This is a genomic window from Geobacillus sp. FSL K6-3411 (genome assembly GCF_037965715.1).
Taxonomy (GTDB): domain Bacteria; phylum Bacillota; class Bacilli; order Bacillales; family Anoxybacillaceae; genus Geobacillus; species Geobacillus thermodenitrificans.
In genome coordinates, this window is the sequence record NZ_CP150187.1 from 3,463,215 (window position 1) to 3,481,752 (window position 18,538).

General features: G+C 53.8%; 20 protein-coding genes. All 20 read right to left on the reverse strand.

Annotated features, from left to right (window positions below; all coding sequences use genetic code 11):
- Positions 1-16: 16 nt before the first annotated feature.
- Complete coding sequence (locus NSQ22_RS17650; RefSeq protein WP_008880679.1) at positions 17-772, reverse strand: YwmB family TATA-box binding protein; 756 nt, start codon at positions 770-772, stop codon at positions 17-19.
- Positions 773-1,110: 338 nt separating this feature from the next.
- Complete coding sequence (locus NSQ22_RS17655) at positions 1,111-1,350, reverse strand: DUF1146 family protein (RefSeq protein WP_011888389.1); 240 nt, start codon at positions 1,348-1,350, stop codon at positions 1,111-1,113.
- An 87-nt stretch (positions 1,351-1,437) separates the two neighbouring features.
- The gene (gene nuoN, locus NSQ22_RS17660) at positions 1,438-2,931 is read right to left on the reverse strand and encodes an NADH-quinone oxidoreductase subunit NuoN (RefSeq protein ID WP_008880681.1); all 1,494 of its coding nucleotides are present in this window, start codon (positions 2,929-2,931) and stop codon (positions 1,438-1,440) included.
- Positions 2,932-2,936: 5 nt separating this feature from the next.
- A complete protein-coding gene (locus tag NSQ22_RS17665; RefSeq protein ID WP_081157425.1) occupies positions 2,937-4,508 on the reverse strand; it encodes an NADH-quinone oxidoreductase subunit M in 1,572 nt (523 codons plus the stop codon).
- Positions 4,505-6,358 carry an NADH-quinone oxidoreductase subunit L gene (gene nuoL / locus NSQ22_RS17670; protein ID WP_060476305.1) on the reverse strand — a complete coding sequence of 618 codons (1,854 nt, stop codon included), beginning with the start codon at positions 6,356-6,358 and terminating at the stop codon, positions 4,505-4,507. The genes NSQ22_RS17665 and nuoL overlap by 4 nt, the downstream gene beginning before the upstream one ends.
- Before the next feature lie 18 nt (positions 6,359-6,376).
- Entirely contained in the window at positions 6,377-6,682 is a 306-nt protein-coding gene (gene nuoK, locus NSQ22_RS17675) for an NADH-quinone oxidoreductase subunit NuoK (protein WP_008880684.1), read from the reverse strand.
- Positions 6,679-7,200: an NADH-quinone oxidoreductase subunit J gene (locus NSQ22_RS17680; protein WP_008880685.1), complete on the reverse strand. Its 522-nt coding sequence runs from the start codon at positions 7,198-7,200 to the stop codon at positions 6,679-6,681. The genes nuoK and NSQ22_RS17680 overlap by 4 nt, the downstream gene beginning before the upstream one ends.
- On the reverse strand, positions 7,197-7,616 hold the full coding sequence (gene nuoI / locus NSQ22_RS17685) for an NADH-quinone oxidoreductase subunit NuoI (RefSeq protein WP_008880686.1): 420 nt from the start codon (positions 7,614-7,616) through the stop codon (positions 7,197-7,199). Before nuoI ends, NSQ22_RS17680 begins: the two co-directional genes overlap by 4 nt.
- A gap of 112 nt (positions 7,617-7,728) precedes the next feature.
- Entirely contained in the window at positions 7,729-8,730 is a 1,002-nt protein-coding gene (gene nuoH / locus NSQ22_RS17690) for an NADH-quinone oxidoreductase subunit NuoH (protein WP_029761126.1), read from the reverse strand.
- A complete protein-coding gene (locus NSQ22_RS17695) occupies positions 8,727-9,827 on the reverse strand; it encodes an NADH-quinone oxidoreductase subunit D (RefSeq protein ID WP_008880688.1) in 1,101 nt (366 codons plus the stop codon). Before NSQ22_RS17695 ends, nuoH begins: the two co-directional genes overlap by 4 nt.
- 3 nt (positions 9,828-9,830) lie before the next feature.
- A complete protein-coding gene (locus NSQ22_RS17700) occupies positions 9,831-11,585 on the reverse strand; it encodes an NADH-quinone oxidoreductase subunit C (RefSeq protein ID WP_339263963.1) in 1,755 nt (584 codons plus the stop codon).
- Between the two features lie 3 nt (positions 11,586-11,588).
- Positions 11,589-12,101: an NADH-quinone oxidoreductase subunit B gene (locus NSQ22_RS17705; protein WP_008880690.1), complete on the reverse strand. Its 513-nt coding sequence runs from the start codon at positions 12,099-12,101 to the stop codon at positions 11,589-11,591.
- Positions 12,092-12,460, reverse strand: coding sequence for an NADH-quinone oxidoreductase subunit A (locus tag NSQ22_RS17710; RefSeq protein WP_008880691.1), 369 nt, complete (start codon positions 12,458-12,460; stop codon positions 12,092-12,094). Before NSQ22_RS17710 ends, NSQ22_RS17705 begins: the two co-directional genes overlap by 10 nt.
- Positions 12,461-12,682: 222 nt before the next feature.
- Positions 12,683-13,084, reverse strand: a complete 402-nt coding sequence (locus NSQ22_RS17715; protein ID WP_008880692.1) for a F0F1 ATP synthase subunit epsilon — start codon at positions 13,082-13,084, stop codon at positions 12,683-12,685.
- A 22-nt stretch (positions 13,085-13,106) separates the two neighbouring features.
- Positions 13,107-14,528, reverse strand: coding sequence for a F0F1 ATP synthase subunit beta (gene atpD, locus NSQ22_RS17720; RefSeq protein ID WP_008880693.1), 1,422 nt, complete (start codon positions 14,526-14,528; stop codon positions 13,107-13,109).
- 27 nt (positions 14,529-14,555) lie between these two features.
- Entirely contained in the window at positions 14,556-15,413 is an 858-nt protein-coding gene (gene atpG / locus NSQ22_RS17725; RefSeq protein WP_008880694.1) for an ATP synthase F1 subunit gamma, read from the reverse strand.
- Positions 15,414-15,480: 67 nt separating this feature from the next.
- Positions 15,481-16,989, reverse strand: coding sequence for a F0F1 ATP synthase subunit alpha (gene atpA / locus NSQ22_RS17730; RefSeq protein WP_011888397.1), 1,509 nt, complete (start codon positions 16,987-16,989; stop codon positions 15,481-15,483).
- 24 nt (positions 16,990-17,013) lie between these two features.
- On the reverse strand, positions 17,014-17,550 hold the full coding sequence (locus tag NSQ22_RS17735; RefSeq protein WP_008880696.1) for a F0F1 ATP synthase subunit delta: 537 nt from the start codon (positions 17,548-17,550) through the stop codon (positions 17,014-17,016).
- Entirely contained in the window at positions 17,547-18,089 is a 543-nt protein-coding gene (gene atpF, locus NSQ22_RS17740) for a F0F1 ATP synthase subunit B (RefSeq protein WP_008880697.1), read from the reverse strand. Before atpF ends, NSQ22_RS17735 begins: the two co-directional genes overlap by 4 nt.
- Positions 18,090-18,278: 189 nt before the next feature.
- Positions 18,279-18,491 carry a F0F1 ATP synthase subunit C gene (gene atpE, locus NSQ22_RS17745; protein WP_003253662.1) on the reverse strand — a complete coding sequence of 71 codons (213 nt, stop codon included), beginning with the start codon at positions 18,489-18,491 and terminating at the stop codon, positions 18,279-18,281.
- Positions 18,492-18,538 lie beyond the last annotated feature (47 nt).

Here is an 18,538-nt window from a genome sequence, read left to right on the forward strand (position 1 = left end):
GTCCAATTTCTCTATATTAATATTCAATGGTAATGATTGGGGTTCCAACAACGACACGCGTCTTGCCGCCCAATCTTTCTCTCAAAGCAAGTTGTACATTGATGTCTTGGTGATTGGCCGCCGGGAGAACGTTCTTCCACTGCCCAGTATATGCAGACAGGGAGACGAATGACTCTTCCCGCAGCCACTCAACAGGCGTCGCTTGAAAGTCTCGTAGCAATTGGGAAGCCTGTTCGAGTAAACCACCTTTCATATTATCACTGAATTCGCCTTCAATACAAGCATAAAATGTGGGGTTGTTCACAAATAATCCATTCGTCTTTGTTTGAATGTGTTGTGCTGCTTCTTTCCACCTAGTTTGGCTCCATGTTGGGCCTGTTGCTTCATAGAGGATATACGTTTGCGGTGTCCCATTTGCGACGGTCATTACCAGCTGAATTTGTTCTTGGAAGAAGGGGGATTCGTTTGTGCCGATCGCTTTTTTCCCATGGCTCGTTTTTTCAAACGACCAATGAAACGAACGATACGTTTGTTTCAGCTCGTCCATTTTTTTGAAAAAGTCCGCATCATTTTGAATATCGTGGGCATACTCTCTTGTGTAAATGATCCATCGACCAAGCGAAGCACCGTGTTTCGTTAATGTGTGCGCCATCGTTTCCATCGGTACCGACCATTCGTCTCCCCGCACGCCTTCCGTCCGATACTGCCACGCGGCTAAAAACAAGCTCGTGAGCACGAGCGCCATTAACCATTTCATCCGTTTTTTTCTCATCTTCGTTCCCTTCCTCTCCTTACTTGTTATTGTTGCCACCAGACAAGGGAACATACGTCAAAAAAATCGACAACGGACCATCTTCGAAATCGTTTTCTTACATAAAAAAAGAGCGAGCAGGCAAAGCTGCTCACTAAGGCAGAAGGCGCCACGGCTAGGTGTACGGTGGACACGAAAAAGCGAACGAGGGCGCATCGACGCTCGAAATGCGTCGATCACTTGCATATGTTTCGGATCGCCAGCGGGGCAGCGAACGGGACAAAACCATTGCCAGCCAAGAGGTGAGGCAGCACGATGAAGCATACCCCTGCTTCCGTGCTCGTTCGCCCCCATTTTCCTCAATCGCGGAACAAATACGGCAAATCGGTCGACCACGCCAAATAGTCAAGGAAAAAATTCGCGACGGTCGAGCCGATGGCGATCGTGAGCAAAATGTACAAAAGCCGCCCTTGGACGACCCGGTTCGGCTTCAGCAACACATCAATCCGCACTGCCTGCAGCGTCCACCATGTCACGGCGATAAACGCCAAATGGACGATAATCGAAATTAACGCTTGTTGGCCGATAACAGGCATCATCATCCATTCACCCCCTTGCTTTCGAGGAGATGGACTCCCATTCGAAATAAAAAAGAGGAGAGGTGTTCCCCTCCCCTTATTGTACCGTTACGGCAAAAAATCGCCAAAATGTCCGAACTGGGCAAGCACATCGTACGCAAGATCTGGCACCCAACCGATCGCCAGTGTCCCGAGCGCGCAAAGAACTACGGCAGTTGACAACCCGGCCGGCAAACGACGCAACGGCGCGAGAGAAGCCGGACGGAAAAAGAGCTGGACGAGCAAGTTGAAATAGTAGACGTACGAGACGACAGTCGTTACCGCCATCACCGTAGCGAGCACGTAATGACCCGGTTCGGTGACGACAAGGCCGATGAACAAATAGAGCTTGGCAATGAATCCGGCCGTCCCCGGAATGCCGGCGAGCGAGAGCAAAAACAGCCCGAGCGCCGCGGCCAAAAGCGGACGGTGTCGGTATAAGCCAGCGAGCCCAGCTAAATCATCAGAGCCGGTTTCGTTAACGATATGCGCCACGATGGCAAATGCCCCGATATTCATAAACACATAAGCAAGCAAGTAAATCCAAAGCGAATCGATCATCGCCCACGACATCGCGGCAAACCCGGCGAGCAAATAACCGGCATGGGCGATACTCGAGTAGGCAAGCAACCGTTTTAAGCTCCGCTGCCGGAGCGCCACAACGTTGCCGATAATCATCGTCAGCCCCGCCAACACGGTGATCACTGGCTGCATCGATAACAAGAGCGACGATGGATCCCGGCCTTCCGCCGGCGCAGCGGCAAAGATCGTCACAAACAGGCGAAGAAGAAGAACAAAACCAGCCGTTTTCGACACGACGCTGAAAAACGCCGTCGCCGGAACGGGTGCCCCTTCGTACACGTCCGGCGCCCACATATGGAACGGGACGGTCGCTAACTTAAACGAAACGCCAATCAGTAAAAGAAGGAAGGCCAAAGCAAGCATATACGGCTCGTTCGTCTCTTGCAGCTCACGTGCGATATCACCGAGATTCGTCGTCCCGGTCAAGCCGAACACATAACTCATGCCAAACAGCATGATGGCGGTGGCGATGCCGCCGTTAATGACGTATTTCAGCGCGGCCTCATTCGACGCTGTTGCGGTTTTGCGCAAGCCGGCCAAAACATACGACGATACCGTCAAAAGTTCAATGCTGACGAACAAGGTAAGCAAATCGCCGCTTGACGCTGTCATCATCGCTCCAAGCAAAGCAAACAGCATCATATAGGCAAATTCCCCGCGGTAATGACTCCCCTCTTTCGGCTCCCACTCGGCAACAAGAAGAAGCGCGAGGGCCCCGCCGGCTAATAGGATGAGCTTGAACGCTTTCGCAAAGCCATCGAGCCGGAACGTATCGTGCAAAATCGAAACCGGATCAGCCGGAATCATGGCCGCCGTCGCAATGAGCGCGAGCACCGCTCCAGCGGCAGCGCCCCAAGCGAGCGGACGGCGGCTTCGTTCCTTCGGCATGACCAAATCAATCAATAGCAGCACGAGCGCTGCCGCGAGGACGATCCATTCGGGTGTCATCATGCTCCAATTTGCTTGCCACACATCGTTCATGTCGATCAACCCCCTAACCCGTTCATCATCGTCTCCAGCACGGTGGCAAGCGGCTCAGCCAATAGCTGCGGGTACACGCCGACCGCCACGATCAAGGCGACGAGGACGAACGCCGGTACGGCTTCTTTTGCTTGCAAATCGATGACACGTGGCTCACTTACACTCGCCGCAGACTCTTTCGACCCACGCAGGCCCAACGTCGATTCATATCGCTCGCGGGTGTGGCCAAACGTGATATCAAGAATGGCCCGCAGCGAATAAACGGCGGCGAAAATCAACCCGAGTGCCCCAGCCGCCGCAAGGGCCGGCTTTGTTTCAAAAAGTCCAAGAAAAGCAGTCAATTCGCCGACAAATCCGGCGAGCCCCGGCAACCCGAGCAAGGCAAGCGCCGCCGTTAACAAATACCCGGAAAAAATCGGCATTGCTTTTGCTAGCCCGCCAAGGCGGTGAATATCGGTCGTTCCGATCCGGTTGGCGAGAACACCGACGAGTAAAAACGACAAGGCGGCAATGAGCCCGTGGGCAACCGATTGAAACACTGCTCCTTGAATGCCGGCCTCATTGAGCGCACCAAGGCCGACAAGCACGACCCCCATGTGTGATACGCTCGAATAAGCAAGCACATGTTTTAACTCGCGCTGCCGAAGCGCCAACAACGCACCGTATAGGATGTTGATGACCCCCAACACGGCAATGGCACCGGCGAAGGCGCGAAACTCGTCCGGAAACAGGCCGATCCCGAAACGAATCATCCCGTATGTTGCAATTTTCAGCAATACCCCGGCGTGAAGCATAACAACCGGTGGTGGTGCTTCGACGTGAACGCGGACGAGCCAACGGTGAAGCGGAACAGCTGGTAGCTTGACGGCAAACGCCAACAGCAACCCACCAAGCAGCCAATACCGCGCTTCTGCTGTCAATGGGGCGATCAGCTGCCCTTCGGCGACCGGATTATGTAACGTTTCATGAAGCAAGGCGAAATTCGCCGTTCCGGTGCGAGCGACAAGCACTGCGATCACGACAAGCAACAGCGCCGAGCCAAGTCCGTTGTACAGCAAGTAACCGTATGCTGCCCGTTCTCGTTCGAAGCCACCCCATTTGCCGACGAGCAAAAACATAGCGACAAGCGTCACCTCTAAGAAGAGGAAAAACCAGATGAAATTGGCGGCGACAAACACGCCAAGCATGCCGATCTCCAACGCGAGCAGCCACATAAAATACCCTTTTTTCTCCACTTTGATAAGCAAAGAAGCGACAGCGGCCAATGTCCCGAGCACGGCGGTCAAGACGATAAAGAGAAGCGACAGTCCATCGATGCCGAGCTCATAGCGGATCACATACGCCGCGTCCGTGAAAAACGGGAGGTTGGCAAGTCGCACCCAATCGTACGATTCATCGAGCTGCTCGAGGCGAAAACCGCTCCCCGACCGAATGAAAGCAAACAACGCCAGCAATAACGGTGGCACGGTGGCAGCCGTCCCGAGCCATTGAATCGTTTTCGTATCCGTTCGGCGGACAAACGCCAGCAAAATGATACCTAACAATGGCGAAAAGACGAGCAGCGACAAAAAGCTCATAGCCAGTACCCCCCTGTCAACGCGAAGATGACGACCAAAATGGCCAAGCCAGCCACCGTCACCGCCCCGTACGTCTGCGCTTGCCCGTTTTGCCCGCGCGATCCGGCGGAAGCAGCGGCACTGACCGTGCCGGTGACAAGCCGAACGATCCCTTCCACAAGGTAACGGTCGACATATGCCAACAGGCGGCTAATGAATGACACAAGCGCCACAACGGTCCACCGGTAAAAGTCATCAACGTAATAGTGACGGCGCAACAATTCGTACCCGTGCGGTGCACGCGCGGATAACCAGTCGCGCGGCACAGTCCGCTTCCCGTACATCAGCCAGGCAAGGAGAATCCCCGCAAGCGACACAATCGTCGCCACAACAGCGATCCATCCCGGCGCTGCTTCATGATGGTACGCCCCATCGGTCAGCCACTCACCGAGAAACGATCCAAACCAAGGGGTTTGAATGTATCCCGAAGCGACTGATAATACGCCGAGAACGACCATTGGTCCGACCATCGACATCGGCGCTTCATGAGCATCTCCATCATGGCGCGCCTCACCAGTAAAGACGAGGAAAAAGAGCCGGAACATATAAAATGATGTCAACAGCGCCGCCGCTACCGCCAGCCAAAAGAGCTCAACCGATCCGTTCAACCAAGCGGCCGCTAAAATTTCATCCTTGCTGAAAAAGCCGGCAAACAGCGGCACTCCACTAATCGATAGCGCCCCGACAAGAAAGAGCGGTGCAGTCCACGGCAGCCGGCGCCAAAGCCCGCCCATTTCTTCAATGTTTTGCGTATGGACGGCGTGAATGACGCTGCCGGCGGCCAAAAAGAGCAACGCTTTGAAAAAGGCGTGCGTCGTCAAATGGAAGATGGCGGCGACATAACTGCCCGAGCCGAGCGCAAGCATCATATAGCCGAGCTGACTAATCGTCGAGTAAGCGAGGACACGTTTAATGTCCGTCTGCACCAAACCGATCGTCGCCGCAAAAATCGCTGTCACCCCACCGATGACCGCCACGGTCATCATGGCAGCCTCGCTTGCCTCATAGAGCGGGAACAACGCCGCCACAAGGTACACCCCGGCCGCCACCATCGTCGCGGCGTGGATGAGCGCCGACACGGGCGTCGGCCCTTCCATCGCATCCGGGAGCCACGTATGAAGCGGGAACTGCCCAGACTTGCCGATGGCGCCGATGAAAATGAGGATAGCCGTCAGTGTCGTCATGCCCGGCGACAGCGTGCCGTCGCCGACGGCGCGGAAAATGTCGTCGTAGTCAAAGCTTTTCGTCTGCCAAAACAACAGCAACATACCGATAAAAAAGCCGACGTCACCGATGCGCGTCATAATAAACGCTTTTTTCGCGGCCGCTTTTGCTTCTTCTTTGTAGAAATAAAAGCCGATCAGCAAAAACGACCCGAGCCCGACGAGCTCCCAAAAGATGTATGCCTGTAGCAAGTTCGGCGACAGCACAAGTCCAAGCATGGCAAACGTAAACAAGCCTAAATACGCATAAAACGTCGAAAACCGCTCATCCCCGGCCATATAGCCTTGCGAATAAATATGGACGAGCCAGCTGACAAAAGCGACGACAACGAGCATCCATGCGTTTAACGCTGTAACGGAAAACCCGGCCGTCAACGTCACGTCACCGATCTGCATCCATGTCCAGTTCGCTTCATATGTCGTTCCGCCGAGGCGTCCGGCCAGTACGCCGAGCGCCGCAAGCAACGACAGAAGCGTGGCAACAATGCCAACATAGGCGCTCGCTTTCTTCCATTTCCGTCCGAACAACAGCAACAAAGCAAATGAACAAAGCGGGAACAGCGGTACAACCCAAGCTAGGTTCATCATCTTTCCCCATCCCCTTTTCTAATGTTTCAATGAATTGGCTTCATCGACTTGAACCGTTTTGCGGTTGCGGTAAAAGGCGATGAGCGCTGCCAATCCGACAGCCGCCTCCGCCGCCGCTATGGCGATCGCAAACAATGCGAACACGTGCCCGTGAACGCCGGGATGGGCGCCGTATTTGGCAAAAGCGACGAAATTGATGTTGACCGCATTTAACATCAGTTCGATACAAATGAGGACAATGACCGTATTTCGTTTCGTGAGCGCCCCATACAGCCCAATGCAAAACAAGATGAGCGCTAACGCTAAATAAGCTGATAATGTCATTTATCTTCCGCTCCCTTGCCGTCTTTTTTCGCCAGCACGATCGCCCCGATCAAGGCGACGAGCAAAATGACGGACACGATTTCAAACGGAATCGTATAATACGAATACAGCCATTTGCCGATTTCGCGCGCGTTATCAGTCGCCAACGCGCTGCCATCAGCGCCGAAATCGAGACGGCGGATGCCAAAATAAACGGCAAGACCAAAGGCGAGAACAGAGATGGCGGCAACCGCTCTATGCCAAACGCCGCCCGTCGTTTGACGCTCCTTGTCGTCGGCGTGATGACGCGTCAGCATGATGGCAAATAGCATAATGATCGTAATGGCTCCAGAATAAATGAGCACTTGCACGACGGCGACGAACTCAGCAGAAAGCAGAACGTACAGCCCAGCGATGCCCAAAAACGTCATGACGAGGGCGATCACCATATGGACGACGTTCGTCAGTTGAAGCATCGTCACCCCGCCAGCAATGGCTGCAAGGGCAAGCAGGAAAAAGGCAATGTCGGTTCCGCTCACGGCTTATTCTCCCTTCTTACGTTCGTGTCGTTTTCATCGAGCCAAGTCAAATCTTTATACAGGGCATCACGGCTGTATTCAGCGAGTTCGAAGTTGTTCGTCATGACAATCGCTTCCGTCGGACAAACTTCCGTGCATAAGTCGCATAAAATGCAAATTTCAAAGTTAATGTTGTACGTCTCGATCACTTTCCCTTTTTTCGTCGGATCGGGATGTTTTTTCCCGGTCAGCTGAATGCATTGCGTCGGACAAATGTTCATGCACTGATTGCAGACGATGCATTTTTCCGGATAAAATTTTTGGATGCCGCGAAACCGGTCCGGGAGCGGGAGCGGCTCATGCGGGTACTTGTACGTTACTTTTTCGCGCGTCAATTCTTTTAACGTATACGCTAATCCTTTTACTAACCCGATCATCCGTCCAACCCCTCTCATGGGAAAAATGGCGTTCCGGCACGGCCTCTTGCCTTGAAAGAAGCCGTGCCTATGGATAGCGGCCGCCTCTCTCACAAGGCAGGCGCCTCATTTTTTAGAAGAATAACGATTTAATCACAGCCGTCAACACGATGTTGACGAGCGAAAGCGGAAGCAGCACTTTCCAGGCAAACTCCATCAGCTGGTCGGCGCGCACGCGCGGGAACGTCGCGCGAAACCAGATCAAGACATAGACGATGGCACAAAACTTAAGCGCAAACCAGACAGAGCCAGGAATCCAGCCGAGAAACGCAACTGGGTGCCAACCGCCTAAAAACAAAATCGTAATCAAAGCGGCCATCGCAAACAAATAGACATACTCAGCAAGCATAAAGAACGCCCAACGGAATCCGGAATATTCGACGTGAAATCCGGAAACAAGCTCAGATTCCGCCTCCGGTAAGTCAAACGGCACCCGATTCAACTCAGCCACTGCAGCAATAAAGAAGATCAAGAAGGCGAGCGGTTGGGCAAAAATAAACCAAACGTTGTCTTGCGCTGTGACAATGTCGACCAAATTCATGCTTCCAGCCAAGAGCACGACGCCAAGCGCCGACATGACGAGCGGAATTTCGTATGAAATCATTTGCGCTGCCGCGCGCATGCCGCCAAGCAAGGCGTATTTGTTGTTGGATGCCCAGCCGCCGGTGACAACGCCGATCGTGGTTAATCCAGAAACAGCAATATAGTACAATAGGCCAACGCCGATATCGGCAAATCGGAACGCATCGGTAAACGGCAGCGCCGCCAACACCATAAATGACGGCGTAAAGGCGATGATCGGCGCCAACACGTACAGCGGGCGGTCAGCCGCTTTCGGAATTGTATCTTCCTTTAACAGCAGCTTTAATACGTCAGCGACCGTTTGCAACAGCCCTAGACGGCCGCCAACTTGGTTCGGGCCGATGCGCCCTTGCATAAATCCCATCACTTTCCGTTCCGCCAAAATGGCGTATGTGACGAACCCGAGCACGACTAGCAGCAAAAGCGCCCCAAGCCCGAAGAAGACGGCGACATTCGTCCAGCCTGGCGCCGATTCGAGCCATTGTTCCATTATCCGTCGACCTCCCCGAGCACAATGTCAATCGATCCGAGAATGGCGATGACGTTGGCCAAATTTTCTCCTTTAAGCAGCTTCGGGAGTATTTGCAAGTTGTAAAACGACGGGCGCCGGAATTTGAGACGGTACGGCTCTTTTTTGCCGTCGCTCGCAATATAGCAACCGATCTCGCCGCGCGGCGCTTCGATGCGGACAAACGTCTCACCCGGCGGCGCCTTAATGATGCGCGGCACTTTGCCCATAATCGGCCCGTCGGCCGGAAACTGCTCACATGCCTGTTCAATAATACGAAGCGACTGTTCAATTTCTGCCATCCGGCATTCATAGCGGGCAAGGCAGTCGCCGCCCTCGCGCACCGGAACATCAAAATCAAACCGGTCATAGACTGAATATGGCTCATCTTTGCGCAAGTCCCATTTGACGCCGGTCGACCGCAAGTTGACCCCGCTTAATGAATAACTGATCGCTTCTTCTTTCGTATACCTCCCGACGCCGGTGACGCGTTCACGGAAAATCTCGTTGCCGGTGACAAGGTCATGGTAGCCGGCTAGTTTTTCCCGCATGTATGGAACAAACTGTTTCACTTTGTCGATCCAGCCGTCCGGCGCGTCCCATTTGACGCCGCCAATGCGCATATAGTTAAACGTCAACCGCGCCCCGGACAGCTCATTTAATAGATTAATAATCATTTCGCGCTCGCGGAATGCATACAAAAACGGGCTCGTCGCGCCGAGGTCAAGCAAATACGTCCCCCACCAGACGAGATGGCTGGCAATTCGCCCAAGCTCCATCGCGAGAACGCGCAAATACTCGGCCCGCTCCGGCACTTCAATGCCCATCATGGTTTCAACCGCATGGCAAAGCACATAGTTGTTCGTCATCGCCGACAAATAGTCCATCCGGTCGGTATACGGGATGATTTGTGTATATTGCAGCCCTTCAGCGATTTTCTCCGTCCCGCGGTGCAAGTAGCCGATGACCGGCGTCGCTTCTTGGATGATTTCACCGTCAATTTTTAAAATGAGGCGAAATACCCCGTGCGTACTTGGGTGCTGGGGGCCGACGTTTAAGATCATTTCTTCTGTGCGCAGCATCGTTCACACCTCCGCATCATACGGCTCGTAATCTTTGCGCAGCGGATGCCCGACCCATTGCTCCCCTAGGAAGATGCGGATTAAGTTCGGGTGGCCGCGGAATCGGATGCCAAGCAAATCGTACGCTTCGCATTCCGGCCAGTTCGCCCCTGGCCAAAGCGGGACGAGCGAATCGATTTCCGGGTTGTCGCGGTCGATTTTCACTTTGAGCGCCACCGGTTGCCGTTTCGGATAGGAATACAAGTGGACGTACACTTCCATATGTGTCTGAAAATCGGTGCCGTGCAACTCGGACAAATAATCAAACCGGAGTTGCTCATTGTATTTTAAAAACTCAGCCACTTTGTAATACGCTTCTTTATTGACAACAAGCGTCGGCACGTCTTTCGCCAACCGGTTGATATAGGCGTCTTCGAGCACATCCGGCCCAAGATGTTCCTCAATAACGCGGACATACTTTTGCAGCAGCGGATCGTTCGGCGACGGGGAAGACGGCTGTTCCGTTCCGCCTCTAGCGCCAGCGGCTTTGGCCTTGGCGCGGGCGGCGGCTGCTGCTTTTGCCTTCGCAGCGGCGGCTGCCTTTTGTTTCGCCGTATCATCATCGCCAGCACCGTCGCCTTGCTGTTTTGCCATAGCGGCAGCCCGCGCTTTCGCCGCGGCAGCAGCTTTCGCCTTCGCTGCAGCCGCAGCTTTTTTCTTCGCCAGCTCGTCATCGCTTCCCGCCGCGGCCGCCTTTTGTTTGGCTAGCGCTGCTGCCTTCGCTTTGGCAGCCGCTGCCGCCTTTTTCTTCGCTAACTCGAGATCTTCTTCCGTCGTGCCTCCGGCCGCAGCGGCCTCACGCTGTCGCCGCAGTTCCGCTGCTTTCGCTCGCGCTTCTTCTGCCGCTTTTTTCTTCGCCGCAGCCAGGTCTTCTTCCGTCGTGCCTCCGGTCGCAGCCGCCTCACGCTGTCGCCGCAGTTCCGCCGCTTTCGCTCGGGCCTCTTCTGCCGCTTTTTTCTTCGCCGCAGCCAGGTCTTCTTCCGTCGCGCCCCCGGTCGCGGCCGCCTCACGCTGTCGCCGCAGTTCCGCCGCTTTCGCTCGCGCTTCTTCTGCCGCTTTTTTCTTCGCCGCAGCCAGGTCTTCTTCCGTCGCGCCCCCGGTCGCGGCCACCTCACGCTGTCGTCGCAGTTCCGCCGCTTTCGCTCGGGCCTCTTCTGCCGCTTTTCTCTTCGCCGCGGCAAGGTCTTCTTCCGTCGCGCCTCCGGTCGCGGCCGCCTCACGCTGTCGCCGCAGTTCCGCTGCTTTCGCTCGAGCTTCTTCTGCCGCTTTTTTCTTCGCCGCAGCCAGGTCTTCTTCCGTCGTGCCTCCGGCCGCAGCGGCCTCACGCTGTCGCCGCAGTTCCGCCGCTTTCGCTCGCGCTTCTTCTGCCGCTTTTTTCTTCGCCGCAGCCAGGTCTTCTTCCGTCGCGCCCCCGGTCGCGGCCGCCTCACGCTGTCGTCGCAGTTCCGCCGCTTTCGCTCGCGCTTCTTCTGCGGCCCGCTTTTTTGCTGCAGCGAGCTCTTCCGCTGATGACGGCTGCGCCGCATCCGACCCTTCAGTTACCGAATCGGTGGACAAGTCAGAAGGCGTTTTCAATTCTCCGGTTGACGTGTCGCCGTGATCAGCGGCTGACTTGGCCTGTTCGGCTGCTTGCTTGGCGGCCAGCCGTTCGCGCGCTATCTGTCTCGCCCGCTCGGCTGCTTCTTTTTTGCGCTGGGCCAAATCTTTTTCCTCATCCATCGGTTACAACACCTTCTTCCCCGTTTTGGCTTCCAAGCGGATTTTTTCTTTTAATTTATGAATGCCATAAATCAGTGCCGCAGGGTTCGGCGGACAGCCAGGTATGTACACGTCGACTGGGACAATTTGGTCAACCCCTTTCACGACGCTGTACGATTTGACGTACGGTCCTCCCGCCGTCGCACACGACCCCATGGCGATCACCCATTTTGGCTCCGGCATTTGATCATACAACCGACGCAAAAGTGGTGCCATTTTTTTCGTCACGGTTCCGGAAACGATCATGACATCTGATTGCCGCGGCGAGGCGCGGAAAAATGAACCAAACCGATCAAGGTCATAATGGGCGCCACCGACTGCCATCATCTCAATCGCACAACAGGCAAGACCGAACGTCAGCGGCCAGAGCGAGTTGCTTCGCGCCCATCCTTTTAACTGCTCCAGCGTCGTAAAAAACACGTTGCGCTTTACTTCTTCCATTTCATCGAAGGTCATACCATCCCATTTTACATCCATCGTAACACCTTCTTTTTCCAAGCATAAATGAGGCCAATGGCAAGCAAAACGATGAAAATGATCATCTCCACTAAAGCAAATAGGCCGAGTTGATCATAGACAACGGCCCATGGGTATAAAAACACTGTCTCGACGTCAAAAATGACAAATAACAAAGCAAATAAGTAATAACGAACTTGAAACTGGATGCGCGAGTCATGAAACGGGATGTTACCGCTTTCATACGTCGTTGCCTTTGCCTCATCCGGCACGTTTGGCCGCAGCCATCGTCCGATTGTAAGCGCCCCGATCGGAAGCAACACCCCAAGGCAAAGAAAGACAAAGACAATCAAATAACTATTGGCATAAATGTTGCTCAACCAGCTCGCCCCCTTCCCGGTTTATTACATACGTATGATGTTAATGATAAAATTTTTAAATAATTTCATCGATTTCATTATAACATTTATATCCAGTCGTGTCAGCAAAACTTCGGGTTATCACTGCCAACACTGTAGGAAATCGCGAAAAACCGCCAAGTCATAGTGAGTCGACAGATCGGACAAGCCATAAAAAAAGCAGAGAAGCATTCGCTTCTCTGCTTATTTCATTCCAGCAACGTTCAAGCGGTTCATGGCGCGTTTTAACGCCAGTTCGGCCCGCTTGAAGTCGATATCATCCTGCTGGCTTTGCAGACGGCGTTCCGCCCGCTCTTTTGCTGCTTTGGCACGAAGGACATCGATGTCTTCCGCGCGTTCAGCTGCTTGGGCCAAAATCGTCACTTTGTCCGGGCGGACTTCTAAAAAGCCGCCGCTGACCGCAACATAGCTTGTTTTGCCGTCCTTTTTCAGACGGGCCGCGCTAATCTCGAGCGGGGCGACAAGCGGGATGTGTCCCGGCAAAATGCCAAGTTCTCCGCTTTTCGCCTTCACGCTTACCATTTCCACATCGCCTTCGTATACCGGGCCATCAGGAGTGACGACGCTCACACGGATCGTTTTCATTGTCCAATCCCCCTATCCCGGGTCACACTTCGACACCCATAGCTTTCGCTTTTTCGACAACTTCTTCAATGCGGCCGACTAAGCGGAACGCATCTTCCGGAAGGTGGTCATATTTTCCATCCAGAATTTCTTTAAAGCCACGCACCGTTTCCTTAACCGGTACGTACGAACCCGGTTGGCCCGTGAACTGTTCCGCCACGTGGAAGTTTTGCGACAAGAAAAATTGAATGCGGCGGGCACGGTGGACGACGAGCTTGTCTTCGTCTGACAGTTCGTCCATCCCTAAGATGGCGATAATGTCTTGCAGTTCTTTATAGCGTTGCAACGTTTGTTGTACGCGACGAGCAACTTGGTAATGCTCTTCGCCAACAATTTCCGGTGCCAATGCACGCGATGTCGAAGCAAGCGGGTCAACGGCCGGATAAATCCCCATCTCGGCGAGCTTCCGCTCAAGGTTCGTCGTCGCATCCAAGTGCGAGAACGTCGTCGCCGGAGCCGGGTCAGTGTAGTCGTCGGCCGGAACGTAAATCGCCTGGATCGAGGTGATCGAGCCTTTCGACGTTGACGTGATCCGCTCTTGCAATTGACCCATCTCCGTCGCCAATGTCGGCTGATAACCAACGGCAGACGGCATGCGGCCTAACAACGCTGATACTTCCGAACCAGCCTGTGTGAAGCGGAAAATGTTGTCAATAAAGAGCAACACGTCTTGACCTTGCTCATCACGGAAATATTCGGCCATCGTCAAGCCGGTCAACGCAACACGCATCCGTGCTCCCGGCGGCTCGTTCATTTGTCCGAACACCATGGCCGTTTTGCTAATAACGCCGGAATCTTTCATTTCATGGTACAAGTCGTTTCCTTCACGCGTCCGTTCACCGACGCCAGCGAAGACGGAAATCCCGCCGTGCTCTTGGGCGATGTTATGGATCAACTCTTGGATCAAGACCGTTTTCCCTACGCCGGCACCGCCGAACAAGCCGATCTTACCACCTTTAATATACGGGGCAAGCAAGTCGACGACTTTAATCCCGGTTTCCAAAATTTCGACTTCCGTCGCCAATTCCTCGAATTTTGGCGCCGGACGGTGAATCGGGTCGCGACGGGCTTCAGCCGGAATGTCATCTTGCAAGTCGATCGGCTCACCTAAGACGTTAAAGACGCGGCCGAGCGTGACATCGCCAACCGGCACCGAGATCGGCGCACCAGTGTCTACGACTTCCATGCCGCGGATCAAACCGTCAGTGGACGCCATCGCGATCGTCCGTACTGTATCATCGCCAAGGTGCAAGGCGACTTCCAATGTCAAGTCGATGTCGACTTCGTTTTCGTTGCGCGCTTGATGTTGAATTTTCAGGGCGTTGTAGATGGCCGGCAAGTGACCGTTTTCGAACTTGACGTCTACAACCGGACCCATGACTTGAATAACGCGTCCTCTTGTCATCGTTTTCCCTCCTAACTTGCTAGTCCGCTATTGCAAGGCGTTTGCCCCGGCGACAATTTCCGTAATTTCTTGCGTGATTGAAGCTTGGCGAGCGCGGTTGTAGGAAAGCGTCAACGTGCGAATGAGTTCATGCGCGTTGTCGGTCGCGTTCTTCATCGCTGTCATCCGGGCGGCGTGTTCGCTCGCTTTTGCATCGAGCAACGCGCCGTAAATGAGGCTCTCCGCATATTGCGGCAACAAGACGTCCAAAATTTCTTCTTGCGACGGTTCAAATTCGTACATCGTGCGCTGCTGGTTGTCAGCCAAATCGGTGAGCGGAAGCAGCTTCCGTTCCGTCACATCTTGCTGGATCGCGCTCACGTAATGGTTATAGTACATATACAGTTCATCAAACGTGCCGTCGGCAAACAATCCGACCGCTTTGTTAGCAATCTCTTTAATATCGGCAAACGACGGCTGATCCGGCAAGCGGGTAATGTCGAGAATAACCGGCATGTTCCGTTTGCGGAAAAAGTTTAATCCGACGCGGCCGATGACGATGATGGCGTACTCGTCCGGAGAAGAGTGGCGCGCTTGAATCGTCTGATAAACAGTGCGCAACACGTTGCTGTTGTATGCTCCGGCCAAGCCGCGGTCCGATGTAATAACCAAATACCCCGTCTTTTTCACCGGGCGCGAGATGAGCATCGGATGGGAAGCGCCACCGGCGCCAAGCGCGACGTTGGCTACGACTTCCTGCATTTTTTCCATGTACGGAACGAACGATTTCGCGTTTTGCTCCGCGCGGTTTAATTTCGACGTCGAGACCATTTCCATCGCTTTCGTAATCTGGCTCGTTTTTTTCGTCGAATTGATGCGCGTTTTAATGTCGCGTAACGATGCCAAAGGTTTCACCACCTTTTTGCTGCACGAGATCTAACAGGCGCGGGGGGCCAAAACGCCCCCGTCAGCCTTATTGAGAAACGACAAACGTTTTCTTGAACGCTTCGATCGCTTTATTGAAATCTTCCTCATTCGGAAGATCTTTCGTCGTACGGATGTGTTCAAGCAAGTGCTGCCCGTTTTGGTCGAGCCACAAGAAAAATTCTTTTTCAAAACGGCGCACGTCTTCGACCGGAATGTCATCCAAGAAGCCGCGCGTCAGAGCGTAAATGATAGCGACTTGTTTTTCGACTGGAATCGGTTGGTGCAAGTCTTGTTTCAGTACCTCAACCGTGCGCGCTCCGCGAGCGAGCTTCGCTTGCGTCGCTTTATCAAGGTCGGAACCGAATTGGGCGAACGCTTCTAATTCACGGTACGCCGCCAAGTCCAAACGGAGCGTCCCCGATACTTTTTTCATCGCTTTAATTTGCGCAGCACCACCGACGCGCGAAACAGACAACCCTGCGTTGATCGCCGGGCGGACGCCTGAGAAGAATAAGTCCGATTGCAAGAAGATTTGTCCGTCCGTGATCGAGATGACGTTCGTCGGAATGTAGGCGGAGATGTCGCCCGCTTGCGTTTCGACGAACGGAAGCGCAGTCAAGGAGCCAGCCCCTTTGGCATCGCTCAATTTCGCTGCGCGCTCGAGCAGGCGGGAATGCAAGTAGAAGACATCCCCCGGGTATGCTTCACGGCCTGGCGGACGACGAAGCAACAGCGAAAGTTCGCGGTACGCAGCGGCTTGCTTCGACAAGTCGTCGTAGACAACTAAGACGTGTTTCCCTTTATACATGAAATACTCGCCCATCGATACACCGGCATACGGCGCCAAGAACAAGAGCGGAGCCGGTTGCGATGCCGAAGCGGTGACGACGATTGTATAGTCGAGCGCACCGTGTTTACGGAGCGTTTCAACAACCGTACGAACCGTCGATTCTTTTTGCCCGATGGCGACGTAAATACAAATCATGTCTTGGCCTTTTTGATTCAAGATCGTGTCAATGGCTACAGCCGTTTTCCCTGTTTGGCGGTCACCGATAATAAGCTCGCGCTGCCCGCGCCCAATTGGCACGAGAGCGTCGATCGCTTTAATCCCGGTTTGCAGCGGCTCGTGAACCGATTTCCGATCCATAACGCCCGGCGCTGGGCTTTCAATCGGGCGCGTTTCCGTCGTTTCCACTGGGCCTAAGCCGTCAACTGGCTGACCGAGCGGGTTGACGACGCGACCGATGAGCGCTTCCCCGACCGGCACTTCCATAATCCGACCGGTACGGCGTACTTCGTCTCCCTCTTTAATGCCTGTGTATGGTCCTAAAATAACGATACCGACGTTGTTTTCTTCCAAGTTAAGCGCCATGCCCATAACGCCGTTGGCAAATTCAACGAGCTCGCCGGACATGACGTTATCAAGTCCGTGAACGCGGGCGATCCCGTCGCCGATTTGGATGACGGTACCGACGTCGCTCACTTGGATTTGCGATTCGTAGTTTTCAATCTGCTGCTTAATGAGCGCGCTAATTTCTTCCGCTCTAATGCTCATGCCTTTCACCCCTGTCTCCTAATGTTAACTAATGAGCTGCCGCTGAATCCGTTCTAGCTGTCCGCTGACGCTGCCGTCATAAATGCGGTTGCCGATGCGCAACTTCACGCCGCCAATCAGTTCCGGGTCGACGATATTTTCAATGCGGAGCGTTTCTTTGCCAACTTTTTTGGCAAATACGTCAGAAAGCGCCTGCAGTTCTTCATCCGTCAACGGCCGTGCCGAATAGGCGACCGCCTCAGCGATACCGCGTGCGTCGTTAGCGAGGGCGATAAACTGCTCGGCCAGTTCAGGCACAATGCCGAAGCGATGGCGCTCAAGAAGAAGCAAAAGCGTATGTTGCACCGGAGCGGAAACGCCGGCAAACGCTTCGCGAACGAGCGCTTTTTTCTTGTCTAAGGAAAGTTTCGGATTGGAAAGAAGCGATAAAAACTCGCCGTTTTCCGCCAACGCTTGGCGCACGGCGCGAATGTCTTCTTCGATTTGGTCCAGCTGCTGTTGTTCAAGCGCGATTTGAAACAGAGCGGATGCATACCGTTTAGCGATCACTTCTTGGTTCATCGCGCTCCTCCTACCTCTTGAATGTCCTTAATGTATGCTTCGATCAGCTTGCGCTGGTCTTGTTCGGTCAATTCTCTTTCAATCACTTTCGAGGCGATGAGGACAGACAACGAAGCCACTTGTTCGCGGAGCGCAGCCATCGCCTGTTCTTTTTCACGCTCGATTTCTTGCTTCGCCGCTTCTTTCACCCGCTCTGCTTCAGCACGGGCCGAGGCGACGATTTGTTCCTTCTGCTCTTCGGCGAGCTTGCGAGCATTTTCAAGGATTGTTTGCGCTTCTTGGCGCGATTGCTTCAGCAGCTCACGTTGCTCCTCAAGCAGCTTTTCTGCCTCTTGGCGGCGTTTTTCCGCTTGGTCGATTTCATTGGCAATATGCTCTTCACGTTGCTTCATGACGCCCATGAGCGGTCCCCAGGCAAATATGCGAAGCAAAAGCATCAACAAAATAAACGCGACAAGCTGAAAAATGATGTCCCCGCTGTTGACCGCGCCGTGCCCAGCCGCTGCGCCGAGCGCCGCTGTTTGTAATGCTGCTAACATGTTTTCGTTCACTCCTTTCGGCCGTTGCGTCTTGACCGGACATTGCTTGATCGGTCGTTCCTCTATGTCAAGGCTATACATAAAGCAATGGCGAAGGTTCTTACCGAATGATCTTCGCCATCATGACTTTGACCTTTCTTTTTGTTGAAGGCGCTTGTTAACATTTCGTTAACAAGCGCTCCCCATTCGTTATCTTCCTTGTACCATAAATGCGATAACGACCGCGATGATCGGAATCGCCTCAACAAGCGCAACCCCGATAAACATCGTTGTTTGCAACATACCACGCGCTTCAGGCTGGCGTGCGATTCCTTCTACTGTACGAGAAACGATTAAACCGTTACCGATACCCGCACCAAGTGCGGCAAGACCAATAGCAATTGCTGCAGCTAATACACCCATTGAGATATCCTCCTTGTTAACTTAAAAAGTTGATTTATTTTAAAAAT